20 protein-coding genes are annotated in these 16,847 nt (G+C 65.2%); 17 read left to right on the top strand and 3 right to left on the bottom strand.

Going from position 1 to position 16,847, the window contains the following annotated elements:
* The first annotated feature begins 42 nt into the window (after positions 1 to 42).
* The 8 genes from E0H73_RS39610 (at position 43) to E0H73_RS39575 (ending at position 7,602) form a co-directional block, all read left to right on the top strand.
* Complete coding sequence (locus E0H73_RS39610) at positions 43 to 1,299, top strand: MFS transporter (protein ID WP_131365422.1); 1,257 nt, start codon at positions 43 to 45, stop codon at positions 1,297 to 1,299.
* Between the two features lie 797 nt (positions 1,300 to 2,096).
* Positions 2,097 to 2,645 carry a PH domain-containing protein gene (locus E0H73_RS39605; protein WP_202867793.1) on the top strand — a complete coding sequence of 183 codons (549 nt, stop codon included), beginning with the start codon at positions 2,097 to 2,099 and terminating at the stop codon, positions 2,643 to 2,645.
* An 854-nt stretch (positions 2,646 to 3,499) separates the two neighbouring features.
* Positions 3,500 to 4,171: a hypothetical protein gene (locus tag E0H73_RS39600; RefSeq protein WP_131365420.1), complete on the top strand. Its 672-nt coding sequence runs from the start codon at positions 3,500 to 3,502 to the stop codon at positions 4,169 to 4,171.
* Between the two features lie 9 nt (positions 4,172 to 4,180).
* Positions 4,181 to 4,621: a hypothetical protein gene (locus E0H73_RS39595; protein ID WP_131365418.1), complete on the top strand. Its 441-nt coding sequence runs from the start codon at positions 4,181 to 4,183 to the stop codon at positions 4,619 to 4,621.
* 1,046 nt (positions 4,622 to 5,667) lie between these two features.
* A complete protein-coding gene (locus E0H73_RS39590) occupies positions 5,668 to 6,072 on the top strand; it encodes a hypothetical protein (protein WP_131365416.1) in 405 nt (134 codons plus the stop codon).
* A gap of 5 nt (positions 6,073 to 6,077) precedes the next feature.
* On the top strand, positions 6,078 to 6,452 hold the full coding sequence (locus E0H73_RS39585) for a hypothetical protein (RefSeq protein ID WP_131365414.1): 375 nt from the start codon (positions 6,078 to 6,080) through the stop codon (positions 6,450 to 6,452).
* Between the two features lie 329 nt (positions 6,453 to 6,781).
* Positions 6,782 to 7,195, top strand: a complete 414-nt coding sequence (locus E0H73_RS39580; RefSeq protein WP_131365412.1) for a YybH family protein — start codon at positions 6,782 to 6,784, stop codon at positions 7,193 to 7,195.
* Positions 7,196 to 7,272: 77 nt separating this feature from the next.
* Positions 7,273 to 7,602 (top strand): histone-like nucleoid-structuring protein Lsr2, encoded by a 330-nt coding sequence (locus tag E0H73_RS39575; protein ID WP_131365410.1) that lies wholly within the window; start codon positions 7,273 to 7,275, stop codon positions 7,600 to 7,602.
* A gap of 58 nt (positions 7,603 to 7,660) precedes the next feature.
* Here the strand turns inward: E0H73_RS39575 and E0H73_RS39570 are convergent, their stop codons facing one another.
* The 3 genes from E0H73_RS39570 to E0H73_RS39560 are packed head-to-tail and all read right to left on the bottom strand — an operon-like array spanning position 7,661 to position 8,668.
* Complete coding sequence (locus E0H73_RS39570; protein ID WP_131365408.1) at positions 7,661 to 7,987, bottom strand: DUF1048 domain-containing protein; 327 nt, start codon at positions 7,985 to 7,987, stop codon at positions 7,661 to 7,663.
* Between the two features lies 1 nt (position 7,988).
* Positions 7,989 to 8,345: a DUF1048 domain-containing protein gene (locus E0H73_RS39565; protein WP_131365406.1), complete on the bottom strand. Its 357-nt coding sequence runs from the start codon at positions 8,343 to 8,345 to the stop codon at positions 7,989 to 7,991.
* Positions 8,342 to 8,668: a PadR family transcriptional regulator gene (locus tag E0H73_RS39560; RefSeq protein ID WP_131365404.1), complete on the bottom strand. Its 327-nt coding sequence runs from the start codon at positions 8,666 to 8,668 to the stop codon at positions 8,342 to 8,344. Before E0H73_RS39560 ends, E0H73_RS39565 begins: the two co-directional genes overlap by 4 nt.
* Before the next feature lie 111 nt (positions 8,669 to 8,779).
* Between E0H73_RS39560 and E0H73_RS39555 the strand changes: the two genes are divergently transcribed.
* The 9 genes from E0H73_RS39555 to E0H73_RS39525 all read left to right on the top strand — a co-directional run bounded on the left by E0H73_RS39555 (position 8,780) and on the right by E0H73_RS39525 (position 16,702).
* Entirely contained in the window at positions 8,780 to 10,024 is a 1,245-nt protein-coding gene (locus E0H73_RS39555; protein ID WP_131365403.1) for a PucR family transcriptional regulator, read from the top strand.
* Between the two features lie 124 nt (positions 10,025 to 10,148).
* Positions 10,149 to 12,491, top strand: a complete 2,343-nt coding sequence (locus tag E0H73_RS39550) for a molybdopterin cofactor-binding domain-containing protein (protein ID WP_131365401.1) — start codon at positions 10,149 to 10,151, stop codon at positions 12,489 to 12,491.
* Positions 12,492 to 12,498: 7 nt separating this feature from the next.
* Complete coding sequence (locus tag E0H73_RS39545; RefSeq protein ID WP_131365399.1) at positions 12,499 to 12,975, top strand: (2Fe-2S)-binding protein; 477 nt, start codon at positions 12,499 to 12,501, stop codon at positions 12,973 to 12,975.
* Between the two features lie 6 nt (positions 12,976 to 12,981).
* On the top strand, positions 12,982 to 13,182 hold the full coding sequence (locus tag E0H73_RS48505; protein WP_165556007.1) for an XdhC family protein: 201 nt from the start codon (positions 12,982 to 12,984) through the stop codon (positions 13,180 to 13,182).
* Positions 13,183 to 13,295: 113 nt separating this feature from the next.
* The gene (locus tag E0H73_RS47615) at positions 13,296 to 13,502 is read left to right on the top strand and encodes an XdhC family protein (RefSeq protein WP_238164568.1); all 207 of its coding nucleotides are present in this window, start codon (positions 13,296 to 13,298) and stop codon (positions 13,500 to 13,502) included.
* Positions 13,406 to 13,924 carry an XdhC family protein gene (locus E0H73_RS46240; protein WP_238164572.1) on the top strand — a complete coding sequence of 173 codons (519 nt, stop codon included), beginning with the start codon at positions 13,406 to 13,408 and terminating at the stop codon, positions 13,922 to 13,924. The genes E0H73_RS47615 and E0H73_RS46240 overlap by 97 nt, the downstream gene beginning before the upstream one ends.
* Before the next feature lie 424 nt (positions 13,925 to 14,348).
* On the top strand, positions 14,349 to 14,912 hold the full coding sequence (locus E0H73_RS39535) for a hypothetical protein (protein ID WP_131365397.1): 564 nt from the start codon (positions 14,349 to 14,351) through the stop codon (positions 14,910 to 14,912).
* Positions 14,909 to 16,063 (top strand): ComEC/Rec2 family competence protein, encoded by a 1,155-nt coding sequence (locus E0H73_RS39530; RefSeq protein WP_165556006.1) that lies wholly within the window; start codon positions 14,909 to 14,911, stop codon positions 16,061 to 16,063. The genes E0H73_RS39535 and E0H73_RS39530 overlap by 4 nt, the downstream gene beginning before the upstream one ends.
* Before the next feature lie 87 nt (positions 16,064 to 16,150).
* The gene (locus E0H73_RS39525) at positions 16,151 to 16,702 is read left to right on the top strand and encodes a hypothetical protein (RefSeq protein WP_131365393.1); all 552 of its coding nucleotides are present in this window, start codon (positions 16,151 to 16,153) and stop codon (positions 16,700 to 16,702) included.
* Positions 16,703 to 16,847 lie beyond the last annotated feature (145 nt).

Below are 16,847 nucleotides of genomic sequence, written 5' to 3'. Positions count from 1 at the left end.
CATCGTTGGTACCGGCCAGGCTCCGGATGCGACAACTGTCGAGTGCCTGAGCTGCTCCGTGATCCCGTCGAACGCGCGCTCGCCTCCGCTGTGGCCGCGCTGTCGTTGTCTCGTGGCATGTTCTTCGCCGTCAGCGCGCTCTACTTCACCCGCGGAGTCGGGCTGTCTGCAGCCACCGTCGGCATCGGGCTCACCGTCGCCGGAGGGGTTGGCGTCCTGGCGTCGTACGCCGGTGGGCGGCTGAGCGACCGATACGGCGCGGATCGGCTCCAGCAATGGACGCTGGCCGCGAGCGGAGCCTCACTGCTGGCGTATGCCTTCGCGAGCGACGTTGTCAGCTTCGTCCTGATCGCGGCCTGCGTCTCCGCCACGCGTGGCCTGCAGAGCACCGCCCAGGTGACACTGCTCGCCCGGTGGTATGTCGGCCCGGAGCGCGTCACTGTCCGCGCCAGACTGCGTGTGGTGATGAACGTCTTCATCGGCGGCGGCAGTCTGCTCGCGGGGCTCGCTCTGATGGTCGACACGACATCGGCGTACCGCTTGACGGTCGTTCTCGTCGGCGCGATCACATTCCTCGGCACACTGCCACTGATCGGTCTGCGCCGCAGGGTCGCGGGACTGGCGGATCGCATGGATGCCGGCGGTGGCGCCGCGACATCCGTGCGTGGACGCTCTCCGTTGCGCGATCGGACGTACGTCGTGTCGACAATCCTCAACGCCGTACTCGCGATCCAGTTCGGACTGACGTCGGTCGGGATACCGCTGTGGGTCGCGGACCACACCGATGCCCCAACGGTCGTCGTGTCAGCGCTCCTGCTGGTCAACACCATCTACGTGGCTCTCTTCCAGGTCCGCGCCTCCCGCGGCGCACAGAACCTGCGCACCGCCGGGCAGTCGGTTCGCAGAGCCGGCCTGTTCCTGCTCGTCGCCTGCCTGCTCTTCGCGAGTGCTGGGCGCCTCGGCGCCGCAGCGGCAACAGCCGTTCTGCTCCTCGCCGCACTCGCCGCCTCCGCTGCCGAAACAAAGGGCGAGGCCGGCGGCTGGACCATGGCCTTCGAACTCGCCGACCCCGCTCGCGCGGGCGCCTACCAAGGCCTCAGCCAAACCGGTTACGCACTCGCCCAGATGCTCAGCCCAACCGTCGTCACCACAACCGCGATCGACCACGGCGTGCCGGGTTGGATCGCACTCGGCGCACTCTTCGCTGCGACCGGAACTGCAACCGCGGTGGTCGCCAATCACGCTGCCTCGCGCAGGGGCGAATACCAGGCACCCGTCGGCGGCACTCCTGTGGCGTGATCTCCGGGGTGAGCAGCCCACGCGCGCTACGCAGGCGCTCCGTCGCTTCGCTCCTTCCGCGCCTGCTACGCGCGCTCCCACCCACCCCCGGCTCATCGCCGTCCTTCCCCTTGCCGGCTGCCGCCGGCGACCTGCGCGCTGCCGCACGCCTTGACCGCCCCGTGGTGGCGGTACGGCGGGATACGTCAGGGGACTCGTTGTCGCGGCTCAGCATCGGGGAGTGGGGTTGGAGGTCTTCGGCCCTTCCGCGTCAGCATCGGATCCACCATCGCGACTTTGCTTGCTGTATTAGGTCGCCGGGCCGCGGCCGTACTGGAGGACTCGTCCATGTCGCGGGCACCACGTGCGCGACCTGGTGGTCTAGGGTCGGAGCCGTCAGGCGGGGTGGCCGTTGTGGAGATGGGCGACTGTGTGCAACTCGACGGCTTCTGCAGCGCAGGGCTGCGGCGGCGCAGTCCGCTATCAGATCGACATTCATCGCTTCGTGTTGTACGAGGCGCTTCACGTGCCGAGGCCTGCCGACACGACTGTCGAACGCAACAGAAATCAGCAGTTGATTGGGCTTCTCTCGTGGCAGTCGGCGAATGCACTACGCGCACAAAGACCCGCTCAAGTAAGCAATGTTGCTAATGGGGGACCACGGACCGGCTCGCCGCCGATGCGTCGGCGGATATCGCGTGCACGACCTGTGCGCCGCTGCGGTGACAGGCCAGGCCAGAGGTCCGCCGAATTGTCTGGTCGGAGCGGACATGTTCGAGCGGTAGCTAGCTGGCCGATCTAGGCTTACGCTCCGTGACATGGGTGATGAACTGCGGTCAGACATTCGCGCTGCCATGTCCAAGATGAGCTCCAAGGTCGGCAGCAGGCGCGAGATCAAGAAGCTGCCCGAGTATCTATGGGAGGGGGAGCGTGTAGACCTGATCACCAGCGGCACCTATGGCTCTGGCACCGGAATCGTGGTCCTGACCGACCGGAGACTGTTCTTCCTTAAGGACGGGGTCATGTCGAAGACGTCGGAGGACTTTCCGCTGAGCAAGATCAGTTCGGTGCAGTGGTCTTCGGGGATGCTGATGGGCAAGATCATCGTCTTCGCCTCTGGCAACAAAGCGGAGATCGTCAATGTGCAGAAGACCGATGGCAAGGCGATCACCGATGCGGTTCGGGCCAGACTCACCAACGGCGTGCAGTCCAGCCCTGTGCCAGACCAAACGCCATCTCCGACAGGTGCGGAGGGAAAGCCAGACGTCTACGAACAGCTGGCGAAGTTGGGAGAGCTGCGGAACGCTGGCGTGCTCACGGACGAGGAGTTCGAGACTAAGAAGGCAGAGCTCCTGAGCAGGATCTGACTACGACTTGCTCGGACTTCAGCGGCGTCAGGTGGTCGCTGCCGCAGCTGTGCCGTCGCTGCACCGGACCAGGCCAGCAAGGGCACATGACGGTTAGGCCAACCGAGTGAGGACTTCATCGCTTCGGAAACTCAGGCGGGTGAGTTGGTCGTCTCCGCCGTCCAGCCGAGTGGCCGTGCTGGCTCATCGGCGCGCCTCGTTCGTAGCTTGCAGGCTGCGTCCGTGATGGCCGATGTTGCTAGCTGTGCACGGATCCACAAGGGAGCAGGGGACCTAGTCCGGTGAATCAGCCGAAAGTCGTTCGGGACGCGGAGTTGGAGTATGACTCCGATCTGGTGTGCACGCTTGACGGAGAACCTTTCACCGGCGTTGCGTTCGAGGACTCAGCAGTGCTCGGAAGGTCGGAGATCACTTATCGCCGGGGAGTGCAGGAAGGCATGGCTCGTGATTGGTATCCGTCACGAGTGCTGAAGGCTGAGTCGAACTACGTTCAAGGAGTCCTCCATGGGAGGACCCGAGAGTTCGACGAGAGCGGTCGCTTACTGGCAGAGGATTTCCACGAGTACGGGATACGTGTCCTTGGTCGACGCTTCGGGTCAGATGGGACGGTGGTGGCGACAGTCAGTCTCGAACCAGATGGCGACGCCGCGCGTCTGCTGAATCGTCTGCGGTCAGCGCATGGCTGGCGGGTATGACCCCGCGATGTCGCGCTCATTGAGGCTGCGCACACAGGATCGGGCAGGCGCAGTGCGGCCGACGGCTACGGAGTACGACGTCAACGGCAGACGACAGGACGTTGCTACCGCTATTGTCCAGGGTTTGGTATTCCATGGGCGAGGGTCCTGAGAGGCGAGATGGGCTACGACGACCTCATCGATGCCGTGGCGGAGCGGGTGGATGGTCTTCCGCCGCAGCGGAGGGCGGCGGTGTTTTGGTTGGCTGGGTCGGGTCTGCTGGCTGGGCTGAGTGACTCTGAGAGTGCTGGGTGGACCGGGTGGTTCGATGAGGCGAGCGATCTGTCTGTCGATTTCATCGTCGATGGTCGGGCCGGCGACAACGTCCGGGAGGTGTGGGAGCAAGCCTCGGCGTCGACGGGACCTGATGCGTCCCAGCTTCTTCACTCGGTGATCGTCTGTCTGAGCAGTCCATTGGCGATTGCGATGGAGCCGGAGAAGAGTGTGGGTTCGTGGATCGAGCATGCGTTGTTCCCGGTGATCCAGAAGGTTTCGCTCGATCTCTTTGATGACATCGCCTTTCCGGACGACGACGGGCTCGAGCAGGTCCTCGCTGACGATCGTTTCCGAGCGGCTGGCGACTACTGCATGTCGGTCTGTGCCAGGTTGGAAGGTGGTCTGGGTTGGATCGAGAGGTGCTGGACGAGCTGCTCGAAGGGGCCGGCGTACTCAGCGGCGTCGGCGGAGAGAGTTCGTAATCCCGGATCGAGATCACGCAGTACGCGTTCGATGAGCGCGCAGGTGGTGGAGAGTCTTGTGGTCGGGTTTTCAGCGGTGCAGCGACTTCAGTGAAGAAGGTCCATGATGCTTCGACTTGAGACTGTTGATCCGGGACTCGTCGCCATGGTCGACGGTGCGAGCGACGCAACGCGTCGAGCTGTTGCTGCCGCGGCTGTAGCTCTGACTCGGGAGTGGACTGGTTTGAATGACGAGCGCGTTCTCGCGCTACCCGCGGCAGTGGCTGAGGGCAGGGTTGGTGACTGCTCCGAGCGTCGGGCCGTCAACTCGCTTGTGGAGGAACTGGATGGCGTCCAATGGGACGTTCAGGACGGAGTCGATGCTGGTGATGCAACTGCGGAGGAGCACTTGGAGGCGTTCTCTCGTGCGAGGGCTGCCGCCTCAGTGGCCTTCGCTGCAGACGATGATGCGCGTTCTGCCGCATTGGAAGGGCTCTACGAGGCTGCGATGGCGATCGACGACCTGGGTATGCTGCGGGATGCCGTAGGGCGAGTTGTGTTATGAACCTGGACTGCTCGTCCGGAGGTGAGCGTGGATCAAGCGGCACTGGATCGAGTGTGTAGAGATCTTCGATCTAGGCGCGCGTCGCTCGGTGGGCCGGAGCATGTGATTCCTTGCCTGCGAGACGACGGCTACTCGATCGTGGAGTCAATCTACATAGTCGCGAACGTCTTCGAGATACCTTCGTCTGAGGTCAAGCGGTTCGCGATGTCGATCGAATCGAACTCGAGGCTAGAGGATTTTCAGGCTGATCTCGAGGATGGCTTTCGAGGCTGAGCGAAAGCAGCTACTGCGATGTCGTTGGGCTCAGCCCTCTGAATCCGCCGAATCTGCGGAAAGGCGGCAACAGCCAATTGGGTCAGCAGAGCGACCGCGCCCGGACTCTGCCCGGCGAGGATGCGAAGTGCGCGCTCGATCTTAGGGTGACCGGGCAGTGGGCGTGCTCGCGGGGTGCGGGATCTGGAAGGGAACGCCGTGGGGGATAGCGCAGGACTAGCTGGTGGGTTGTCGGCGGCCGATGAGGCGACGCGGTTGAAGTCGGCGCGTGGGTTTCGCGCGGAGCTGGACTATCTGCTGCCGGGTGGCTCGGCCGAGGTGGGGCTGCGGGTGGTGGAGTGGTTCACGGGGGCGATGGAGCGGCTGCCGGGCGAGTTTCTGGCCGAGCTTCCGGTGGAAGGTGTGCCGTCGAAGGGACTGCGCGACCCAAAGGGTGGACCGTTTGGCCCGATTGGTTCGCGGTGGTGTTCGTTGTTGGTGATCGGCCAGGGTGAGCGGGGGTTGTCGAAGTCGCTGCGTGCGTGGTCGCCGAAGAACTGGGAGCGGTTCTTGTCGCAGGCGGCGGATGTGTCGGTTGAGATGTCGGTGAAGTTCTCGACCTTGAACAGGTTTGGTCATGCCGGAACTCCGAGTCTGACGATTTCGGCCTACCGGCAACGTTCCCCGGAAGCGCGGCAGTGGCTGCGGCTGGACGCTACCTACGCTGTGGGGAGGTTGGGCGAGACCGCCCCGATCCCGGCGAGGTGCCTGAGGCGTGGCGGGAGTTCCTGGTCATGCAGGCCGAGCGCTGGCCGGCGGTGTTCGGGTTCCTTGCCGATGACGCGATTTCTTCCGGGACGCGCACGCCGCTCGAGGATGTAAGAGCGACATTCCCGGACGATACGTTGCCGTTGTCGGACTCCCAGGTCCGGGGCTATTCGTGGGTGACGGTCACGTCGGCCGGTGTTCTGCAGCGGTTGGGTGGTATCGAGGCGGTTCGCAGGAGTGGAGCGTTTGCGAGCGCGATCGAGTTGCCGTCGGGCGGGGCGGTGTTGCAGGCGACGCCGCGGTTGTCGGAGTACGAGGGGGGCGCGATCCGCAAGGTGTTCGAGGCCTTGGCCCCGGTGCTGCCCGCAGAGGCGCCATGGCCCGACGATTTCAACCGGTTCAAGCTCATCTACGAGGCGCCACGCCGGTAGCCCAGTTGATCGCCGTACCAGTCGCCGGCGTCAGGCCTCCGGCTTTCTCTCGGCCGGACATCCGGGCCTGGGGTGAGCTCGGGGTCGGCGGTCGGTTCGGGGTGAACCTCTTCATCTACCTGCCCTACTACGCCCTCGCTCTGCCGCTCGTTGTTGTGGCGATCGTCAGCCTCGTCCCCAGACCTGACCGGATGTTCCCGCTGGCCGGCGCGATGGGACTGATCGGGCTCTTCGCCTTCTGGATCCTCGCGAACGATGGTCTTCTCGTCGCCCAGCCCGAACTCGCCACCTATACCGTCGTCGGGCTGGGTGTTGCTGCAGCGGCCATCGTCCCTCTCCTGACCGCCCACCACCTCAGAGCGGACCGGGCCACCACCTAGTCTCCGACCCGGCCGAGGTTCAGGATTAGGCGAGTTGGACTGTTTGACGGCAGTCGTGGCATTCGCGGGCCCGGTGGCGGTATCGCCATGGTGACCAGTGCAGCAGGTGCCGGATGCCGTGTCGGGTGTGGTTGACGAGTCGGGTGAACAGGTGGCGATCTCGTTGGTGGTACAGGCGAGGCCCTGTGGTGCAGGGGTTTGGCTCGTGCGGTGGGCGCACGGGGGTGCGTAACTGCGGTTCAATGGGGGTGGGTGTGGTTGTTGATGGGGGAGGGGCATATGACGTCGGATGGGATCACTGAAGAGGACATTGCTGGGTTGGTTGTGCGGTGGGGGAGGCTGCGCAGCTTTATCTGGATGGGGATCTTCGGGGTTATGCGGCGATCGCCAGGCATGCGGAGGATTACACGCTGCTGCCGCCGAACGGTGGTGGTGCTCGGTCTGGGTTTGATGGGTCGGATGAGGCTGTGGAATGGACGGCGGCGAACTTTCGGGGTGGACAGGTTGAGCTCGAGGTTTTCAAGACGTATGCGTCGGGCGATCTGGCTGTGGTGGTGGCGGTTGAGCGGCAAGCTGGGACAGTCGGCGAGGTGCCGGAGCAGGACTGGTCGTTGCGGATCACGCTGGTGTTTCGTCGCGACCAGACGGGATGGCGGCTGATGCATCGGCATGCTGACCCGCTCGTGCATGGGATCAATTCTGGGCTGTTCGCTGAGATTGCGCGGGGCGAACACGCCTCCTGAGGCACTGGGCGCGGCGGGATAGTTGCCGTCTGCAACGGTGTTGTACGGTGGGATCGGACACCATTTGGAGGAGCGAGATGGCGCAGCGCATCGTAGTCCGGCTCACCGACGATCTCAGTGGCGCGGAGCTCCCGGTCGGGAAGGGCGAGACCGTCACGTTCTGCCTCGACGGCATTACGTACGAGATCGACCTTGGCGCGAAGAACGCAAATGCTCTTCGCAAGGCACTTCGGCCGTACGTCGAGGCTGGGCGCCTGGTCAAGCCTTCCCGCCCGCGGCCGGTCCGGACCCGGATCGCGGCCGATCCCCGCACCGTCAAGGAATGGGCGCGAGCCAACGGCTACCAAGTTTCGGATCGCGGGCGCATCCCCAAGGCCGTCATCGACGCATTCGACGCAGCCAACTGAACGGATCTTGGGCTATCGGCGAGCGGACTGAACGACCTCGGCCCCCTGCTTGTCGGTCCTAGTCGTCGGCCTTGGCGGGTTTCGCGCTGAGGGACTCTTGGTAGATGTCCGCATAGGTGCGCGAGTCCTTGATCAGGTCGTCGCAGAAGGCCGCGACGTCGGTGCCGATGAGTTCCAGGACTCCCTTGCCGGACGCCACGCCCTGCTCGAAGAAGTCGACGATCTCCGCGAGTAGGTTCCCGTCGGTCAACTCGACCGGTCCGACCTTGAAGAAGTACTTCTGCATCTCCTTGTAGACGATCTGGTAGTCCGGCGGAAGCGCCTTGACTCGCGCCAGATGCGCTCGCCACTGCTTCTTGCCTTCGATGATGTCTTGGATGCCCACGTCAGCCTCCTAGCTGGCCCAATTTCCTTGCGACGTTCCGGTTCAACTGCTCGCGCCACCGGTCGCGATAGGTCCGCGCCCCTTCTCCGCCGGCCAGCGCCGCGCAGAAGCCCTGGACGTCGTCTCCCAGTACGTCGTGAATGCTCTGCCCATCCGCCGCCGTTTCCTCGAGCAGCCCGAGAGCGCCGTCGAGGATCGGCATCAGATTGCGACCCGTGAAACTCCCATAGGGCAAGAGGTCAGCTTTGATCTGTTCCCATCCCGCCCGGTAATCGGCCGGCAAGGCCGCGGCCCGGACTTCGAACGCCTTGTACTCCCTGGTGAGATCGCTGCCGGTCATGGTCTCCCAGAACTTCATCTCCCGCCCTCCTTGAGTTTGTCGATCCGGGATGAGAGGTACTCCCATTTCGCCCAGAACCGCCCGAGTTCTTCGCGCCCCGCGTCGCCGAGTGCATAGAACTTGCGCGGCGGCCCCAGTTCGGATGGTCGCTTCGTCACCTGCACGAGCCCGTTCTTCTCCAGTCGCAGCAAGATGGTGTAGACGGTTCCCTCGATGACGTCGGCGAAGCCGAGTTCGTTCAGCCGGCGCGTGATGGCGTACCCGTAGGTCTCCTCCCTGCCGATGATCTCGAGCACGCAGCCCTCCAGCGTGCCCTTCAGCATCTCCGTCAGGTCGTCCATCGCGGGTTCCTCCTCTCAGTACTCCGTAGCACCGAGTACCACTATACGGTATCACCGAGTAGCTTCACGAACTGTGGCGCAGTGGCGACGGTGTGCGATGCTGTGCCGACTATGAGTGAGGTGGTACGGCGATACGTCGGGCGGACGGTGGAGCCGCGGACCGCGGAGGCGCTGGCCGAGAGCCTGCTGCTTCACCTGCGGCCGGTGACTGACGCCCTCGTGCAGACCATCTACGAGCAGAACCCTGCCTATCGCGAACTGGACTCGGTTCCGCCGGATGACCTCTGGCGCTCATGTCATGACAACGTCGCCCGGGTCGTGCAGATGATCGCCGACACCGACCGCCGGCTCGGTGGGTCTGCGGCTGACGAGTACTTCGATGCGGCGCGGGAAACGGGACGGCGCCGGGCCGAGCAACGGATGCCGCTGGACGACGTACTGCGCTCGTTCCGCCTCGGTGGTCGGCTCGTGTGGGAGGCGTTGATCGACGAGGCCCGGGCGCAGGGCGTGGTCGATTCCGATGCGCTGCTGGATATCGCGAGCAAGGTCTGGGAGGTCGTCGACAGTACGTCGTCGCAGGTCGCGGCTGCCTATCACGCCACGGAACGCCAACTCGTCCGCGCCGACGAACGACGCAGATCGACCCTCTGGGAAGGCTTGCTGCACGGCCGCGCGAAGGACCGGGCGTTCGTCCAGGAGGCCGCGACAGTCCTCGACGTACCGGTCAACGGCCCGTATGCCGTGGTGGCGATCGACAACCTGGTCGACGACGAGTGCACGGTCGCGTCGCTCAAACGACGGTTGGCCGGCGTCCACGTCGGCTCGGCGTGGCAGGTGCGAACGCACACGGTCGTCGGATTGCTTGCCTTGGGCGCGGAATCGCAGGACGCAGTACTCCGGTCGTTGCGCGACGCCGTACGCGCGCCCGCGGGCATGTCAGGCGTGGTCTCAGGACTTGCCGATGTGGACGTCGCCTACCGTCAGGCGACGCTGGCCCGGCGAACCCTGCCCAGCGGCGAGACCGGGGTCGCGTCGCTGACCGAACGGCTTCCCGAGGCATTGTTGCTCAGCGCCCCGGAGTTGGCCGAGCAACTCGTCCAGACGTGGCTGGTGCCGCTCATGGACGTACCGGCGGCCGAGCGTGAGCTGCTGCTCGACACGCTCGAGCGGTGGGTGGCCGCAGGCGGTTCCGTCCGGCGTACAGCCGAGTTGGCCTACTGCCACCGGAACACGGTGATCAATCGGCTGCACCGGATCCATCAGATCACCGGTCGCGACCTCACCGACGCCGCCTCCCACCTGGATCTCGGCCTCGCGATCCGCGCCATCAGGCTGTTCCCGCCACAGAGCCGCTGAGCCCCACGGCTGTGCGTTGTGCACAGTCCGGGCCGCCCAAACGTAGGCGTTCTGGCCATGCCGCGGCGCCTTCAGCGCTGTCAGACTGCGTTCCCTGCACTGGTCGAAACACGGAGGAATCTTCATGGCCGAACACCGTCGGTCGCCGGACGAGTCAACAGAACAGCCGGCCGGCGAGCGCGGCCTACTGGGGCGCCGTCGCGTCCTCGGGTACATTCTCGCCGCGCCGACCCTGGCGGTCGGGGTGAGCTGGATCGCCGGCTCGGCCGATCCCCGGGCGGCGGATGCCGCGGTTCCCTCACTGCCTCAGCCCGAGGAGATCTTCGACCTCGGCGATCTGCAGAATCTCGCGGCCGCGCCGACCTCCGGTCTGATCTCGGTCGAACTGAAGGACGACGGCACCGCGTACTTCGCCGTACCCAGGGCAGAGGTCGGCCAGGGCATGACCACGGCGATCGCGATGATCGTCGCCGAGGAACTGGACCTGCCGATGGACAAGGTCACCATCGGGCTCGCCGACGCGCGGCCGGAGTTGCTGATGAATCAGCTGACCGGCGGCTCGAACTCGATGCGCAGCATGTACCTCCCGGTCCGCACGGCCGCCGCGATCACTCGGCAGCGCCTGGTGGAAACGGCCGCTGCGCACTGGGGCGTGTCGGCCGGCAAGGTGACGACTCGCGGCGGTTTGGTCAGTGGACCGAGTGGGCGGACGGCGACGTACGGGTCGCTGACCCGGGCTGCCGCCAGTTCCCGGACGATCAAGGTGTCCGCCGAGCTCAAACCCCAGTCCGAGTTCAGCGTTCTCGGGCGCCCGCACAACCGCGTCGACGCTCACGACATCGTCACCGGCCGCAAGCAGTTCGGGATGGACATGGAGGTCCCGAACGCGAAGCCGACCATGGTGGCCCGGCCGCCGACGATCAACGGCACCGTGAAGTCGGTGAACAATCTCGCCGCCATCCGCGCGATGCCCGGTATCACCGACGTCGTCCCCATCACCCACGGTGTGGCGATCCGGGGCGAGACGTTCGGCCAATGCATCGACGCCATCCAGATCGTCGAAGCGACCTGGGGCCCCGGAACTGTGGACGGCGAGTCCGACGCCACGGTGCTGGCGAAGCTGCGTGCGGCTCAGTTGCCGATGGCTGTGCCGCCGCTGCTGTCGAACACCATCGACGCCGAGTTCGTCTTCGCGTTCGCCAGCAACAGCCCGCTGGAACCGGACTGCGCGATCGCCGATGTCACCCCGGACAGCGCCGAGATCTGGGCCAGCCTCAAGGTCCCGATCGTCGCCCAGGAGGACATCGCCAAGCAGCTCGGGCTGCCGATCGACGCGGTGAAGGTGCACGTCATCCAGGGCGGCGGCTCCTTCGGCCGCCACCTGTTCCATGATGTGGCGGCCGAGGCGGCGGAGATCTCCCAGAAGATGGGCAAGCCGGTGAAGCTGTCGTGGTCGCGCACGGACAACTTCCGCCAGGGCCGCGTCCACCCGATGTGTACGTCGCGCGTCCGGGTCAACTACCTGGCCGGCAACGTGCTCAGCTACGAGCAGCGGCACACCAGTGTGGAGACGGACTTCGGCCACGGGCTCGGCGAGATGATCACCGCGTTCGCCGCGGATCTGCCGGTCGGCGGCAACCTGTCGTTCGCCGAGACGATCTTCGCGCTGAGCCAGTCCTCGCCGTACAACTTCGGTGTCACCACGCAGTTGCTGAACGAGATCCCGCTGAAGTTCAACACCGGCAGCATGCGCAACATCTACTCGCCGAACGTCGTGTGCGCCGAGGAACTCGTGGTCGACCGGCTGGCCGCGAAGTTCGGTCAGGACCCGGTGCGGTTCCGTCGCAACTTCCTCAAGGACAAGCGACTGCTGGCGGTGCTGAACAAGGCGGCTGAGGTCGGCCGATGGGGCAAGACGATGCCGAAAGGTACGGCGCAGGGTGTCGCGGTGCACGCGGAGTACCGGGGTGCGGTCGCGACACTGGTCGAGATCGACTGCCGGCCGGAGACTGTGAACCGCCCCATCAAGGAAGGCGTAACCGGCCCGCGCGTGACCAAGGCCGTCATCGTGGTCGATCCCGGGTTCTGCATCAACCCACGCGGGCTGGAAGCTCAGATGATCGGTGGCCTGCAGGACGCGATCGCGCTCGCGCTGACCTCGAGCCTGCACATCAAGAACGGCATGCCGCTCGAAGGCAGTTGGGACGACTACTTCTACACCCGGCAGTGGAACACGCCGCCGGACGTCCAGGTGGTCATCATGCCCAACACCAGCGACAGTCCCAGCGGTGCCGGTGAGCTGGCGGTGGCCCCGGCCTTCGCCGCGGTCGCGTGTGCCTACGCCCGTGCCACCGGGACGATGCCGACGTACTTCCCGATCAACCACGGCACGCTGGGCTTCGAGCCGCTGCCGCTGGAGCCGTCCACCCCGCAGTCACCGACCGACGGTCTCGACCACACGTTCTGAGGAATTCATGGCCACCCACACTTTCACACTCAACGGCAAGCAGATCAGCGTCGAGGCCGAGGGCAACGTCCGCCTGCTGTGGGTTCTGCGCGACCTGCTCGGCGTCACCGGCCCGAAGTACGGATGTGCGCTCGAGGTCTGCAAGTCGTGCACCTCGCACATCAACGGCAAGGCCTTCAATCCGTGCTCGGTGCAGGTGAAGGACATCGAGCCGGACGACGAGATCACCACGATCGAAGGCTTGCCGGCGACCGTCGGCAAGGACCTGCACCCGATGCAGCAGGCCTGGCTCGACCAAGACGTCTCCCAGTGTGGCTACTGCCAGCCGGGCCAGATCATGGCAGCCGTGGCCAAGGTGAAGCAGGCCCACGCGGAGGGCCACGAGATCACCGATGCGGACATCGACGAACTGCGCAACATCTGCCGGTGCGGCACCTACTCCCGGATCCGCGAGGCCATCAAGGCCGGTGCCCAGGACATGTGAGGCAGCGTGCGTGATCTGCTCCCGCACATCCGGCCGTGGTACGCCGATGGCGGGCGGTTCGCCGTGGCGACGGTCATCGACACGTTCCGCTCGGCGCCGCGTCAACCTGGCGCGGCGATGGCGGTGGGCGACTGTGGTCACCACCGGAGAGGGCCTGGGGCAACGGTTGATTGTCTGGCCGGACGGAGTCACCGGGAGTCTCGGTGACTCGGGCTTGGACACCGCCGTCATCGAGGACGCCGTGGCGATGCTCGACCAAGGTGCCACCGCGATCCGGTACTACAGAGCGCAGGGGGGAGTGCCAGCGGGCCGAGGTCGCGGTGTTCGTCCAGGCGTTCACGCCTCCGCCGCGGATGTTCGTCTTCGGCGCGATCGATTTCGCGGTCGCCGTGGCTCGGGTGGGCAAGTTCCTCGGCCACCACGTGACGGTGTGCGACGCGCGCGGCGTGTTCGCCACTCGGCAGCGGTTTCCCGAGGCGGACGAGGTCGTGGTGCGCTGGCCGCACCGTTTCCTCGCGGAGGCGTAGAACAAGGCTTGGTGGATCGCCGCAGCGTCCTGTGCGTGCTCACCCACGACCCGAAGTTCGACGTACCGCTGCTGGAGGTGGCGCTGCGCACCGACGCCGGCTACATCGGTGCGATGGGATCACGCCGCACCCACGAGGATCGCCTGTCCCGCCTGCGAGCAGCCGGTGTGACCGAGGCCGAGCTCACCCGCCTGTCGTCACCCACCGGCTTGGACCTAGGCGCGCACCCCCGAGGAGACCGCAATCTCCATCGCAGCCGAAATCATCGCCACCCGCTCCTCAGCCACGGGCCAACCCCTGTCAACCACCAAGGGCCGAATCCATCGCGAGCACGCAGGCGTGGCCTAGGCCTCAGACGTACGTGGGGAGGGCGGACAGGAAGTGTCCCTCCAAGACGTTGCTGTGGGAAAGGCGAGCTCTGACCTTGATGGTCTCGCTTCTCGGCGCCGAAGACTTTGGTCCGTGCAATCGATGCGAATGGTGCGGTTGCCCAAACAAGTGAATCAAGCCTGTGGTTGAGCTGGTCACAAGGATTGATTTGCAATGGACAACTTCATGCACATATTGCCTAGGGCAACCGAAGAGAGTGGGTGGGTGCGTCCGGGGCCGCCTCGAGGCGACACCGCAGATGGAAGTTGATACGGCGCAGTGCTGGATCAACGATGGGGAGCTCGTGCTGGCCATGCGCATTCACACGACCGCACAAGTCATCATCAGTTTCATTTGGCTAGCCTCTTGTTCGTACGAGTCGGTGGGTGCACACTGCGTTCAACGACTCTGGGGAGGGTCGATGGGGGCATTGAGGTCGGCTGAAGTGTGCGCCGAGCATTGTTGTGAAGGTCAGCTGTGAACTGGCTGGAGAACCGTGCGGCGGCTAAGACTGGCCGGGCGGTTCAGATTCCGTTGCGGGACACGCCGTGGATCCCAGCAGTGCTGGAAAACGTCGCTCCGGATTTGGTCTCGGCGCTGACGTACGTGGTCATCGATGAGCGCGATGCCCCGGCCGGCGAACTGTTGTTCGTCCTGTCTGAATGGCCGCGAACAGATGACCTGGGCAGGGTGCGGCATCGCCTCGGTCGAGTCGTTGAAGTCTCCGTGTCAACGAACGCTTGGCAGACGCTGGCCCGAGAGCGGCGCGTACCCGCAGAGTTGCGCGAGCGGCCGCCGCAGATCGGCGACGCGTTCGCGATGATGCTCGCCAGCCGAGCACAGCGCCAGCTGCTGAAACCCATCGGTCCGATCGTGGACATCACGGCGGCCGCACGGAACGCAGCACGAGCCTCGTTCTACGGTGCGGTGGCGGCGCCACTTGATGGATCGGTCGCTGAAACGGCATCGCATGACCAGGGTCGACTTCCCGCAGTGACCGAGCCTGCGGAATGGCGTGCGCACCTGGGGGAGGCGCGATGACAGAGACCTTGGTTGAGACGCTGGACGCGGCATCGTTCGACGCGTCGACTCGCTTCGAGACGTCGATCGACAAAGATGACTTGGTCTACTTCTTGCTCAACGTCGGCGACGGTGACACGCAACTGATCCTCCTCCCGGAGACACCCGGGGGCCATCGCCACGCCGTCGTGGTCGATTGTGCGACGACGAAGAAGCTTCCGCAGTTGGTCGCAAAGCTGGGGGGCGTCGGTCTGTTGAAGGAGCCACCGCCCGGCAGACCACTGTTCGAGCTCGTCGTGGCTACTCACCCACATCAGGATCACATCGGTGGCATGCCGGAGTTCCTGGACAAGTTCGGCGACCAAATCGGCGAGTTCTGGGAGCCGGGCTACTTCCACACGGTGGCGGCGTACGCGGAGATGATGCGAGTCATCGAGGATCTGGACAGCGCGGGTCACAGCGTGCGGCACTCACAGCCGACAGCCGGGTACACCCGCTACATCGGCCACGTGCAGGTCATGACGCTGACGCCCGCGATATCTCTGCGCAACCGATTCGACACCTATGGCATCGAGATCAACAACTCGTCGATCGCGATGCGCCTGGAATTCCCGGCCAGCCGCGTTGTCCAGCAGTCTCCCGATCGCGAATTCGTCAGGCCGAGAACGCAGCGACTTCTGCTCGGTGCCGACGCGCAAACCGTCTCATGGGCCCATGCGCTGACGGACTTCCCGGAACTGCACCCGGATGAATCTGCGGCGGCCTCGGCCTTGCGCGTTGCGCTAGGCAAGGATCCTCTCAAGGCGGATGTGTTCAAGGTCCCTCATCACCTGTCAAAGCACGGCCTCAGCCTCGAACTCGTCGAACAGATCGCCCCGGCACTGAGCCTGGTCTCCTCAGTCGCAGGTGGAGGAAAGTACAACTTTCCGCACACCGTTTCGCAGCAGGCGATCCGTGAAGCGCTCCAGGCCGTGAGCTCCGGGAAGATCAAGCGGAAGGCAGACCATGAGCTCGGCATTCACTACACCAGCGCGAAGGACAGCACCAACAAGGCACTCGGCACAATCTGCGTCGTCATCTCTCCGACGGGCAAACGCTCACTCTGGCGTTTCGGCGACCGGCCGGCCGACATGGTCGACCTGAATGCAGCCCGCCGCTGGACAACCAAGTAACACCGACCCAACCGGCCGAAGTGTCGGTTGCCCTGACTATCCGAGACGTCGTCAACGCGGCCTCGGTGACCGATAGGGAGGCCTGAGATGGCCGATGCGATCGATTCGGACCTGGGTGGTTCATCCAATCAAGACGTGGCTCGCGGTCGTCTTTCCACAGCTCGAGCGGCGGCGGATCAGGCTGCGCGGACGTTGACGCGTTCGGAGATTCAGTCGCTGCCGGCGGTTGTTGTGCAGGGCTTGGACACGCCCGCACAGCAGAAGGCCGCTGCAGAGGAGGTGGTCGGCAGGCTCCCTAACGAGGCGAAGGAGGACCTGGCCGCCAGCGTCGTACAGAGTCTGGACACGACCACGCAGAAAAGGGCTGCAGCGGAGGGTGCGGTGCGCGCTCTGCCAAGCGATCAGCAGCGACAGCTGGCCCAGGGGGTTCTCGGCAATCCAGACCGCCGCACCCGTCAGCATCTGTGGTACATCGTCGTCATGACGATGACCGCGGCGATCTTCGTGTTCGGCACTATGGCGTTCGTCCTGATCTATCAAGGCAAGGCCGCGGAGGCACCGTTGGCCCTCGCGACAACCGCGCTCGGAGGCGTTGTCGGACTCGTGGCCACGAGCCCAGGCACTGGACGCTCGGACTGACCCACCGCGTGACCCCGTGCCGGCCGGTTCCGGGCGCTTCCTGGCCCGGGGAGTCTGCCTCCTGCGGGATCCGTAGACCGGCCGTGCGGTCTTCTCGCGACTGCTCACCAGCGCGCTGGCCGCGTTCATCCCGCAGCTCGCCCAG

The organism is Kribbella pittospori (assembly GCF_004331465.1).
Classification (GTDB): domain Bacteria; phylum Actinomycetota; class Actinomycetes; order Propionibacteriales; family Kribbellaceae; genus Kribbella; species Kribbella pittospori.
The sequence above is the reverse complement of the archived record's forward strand: the minus strand, read 5'-3'. Positions and strand labels throughout refer to the sequence as shown.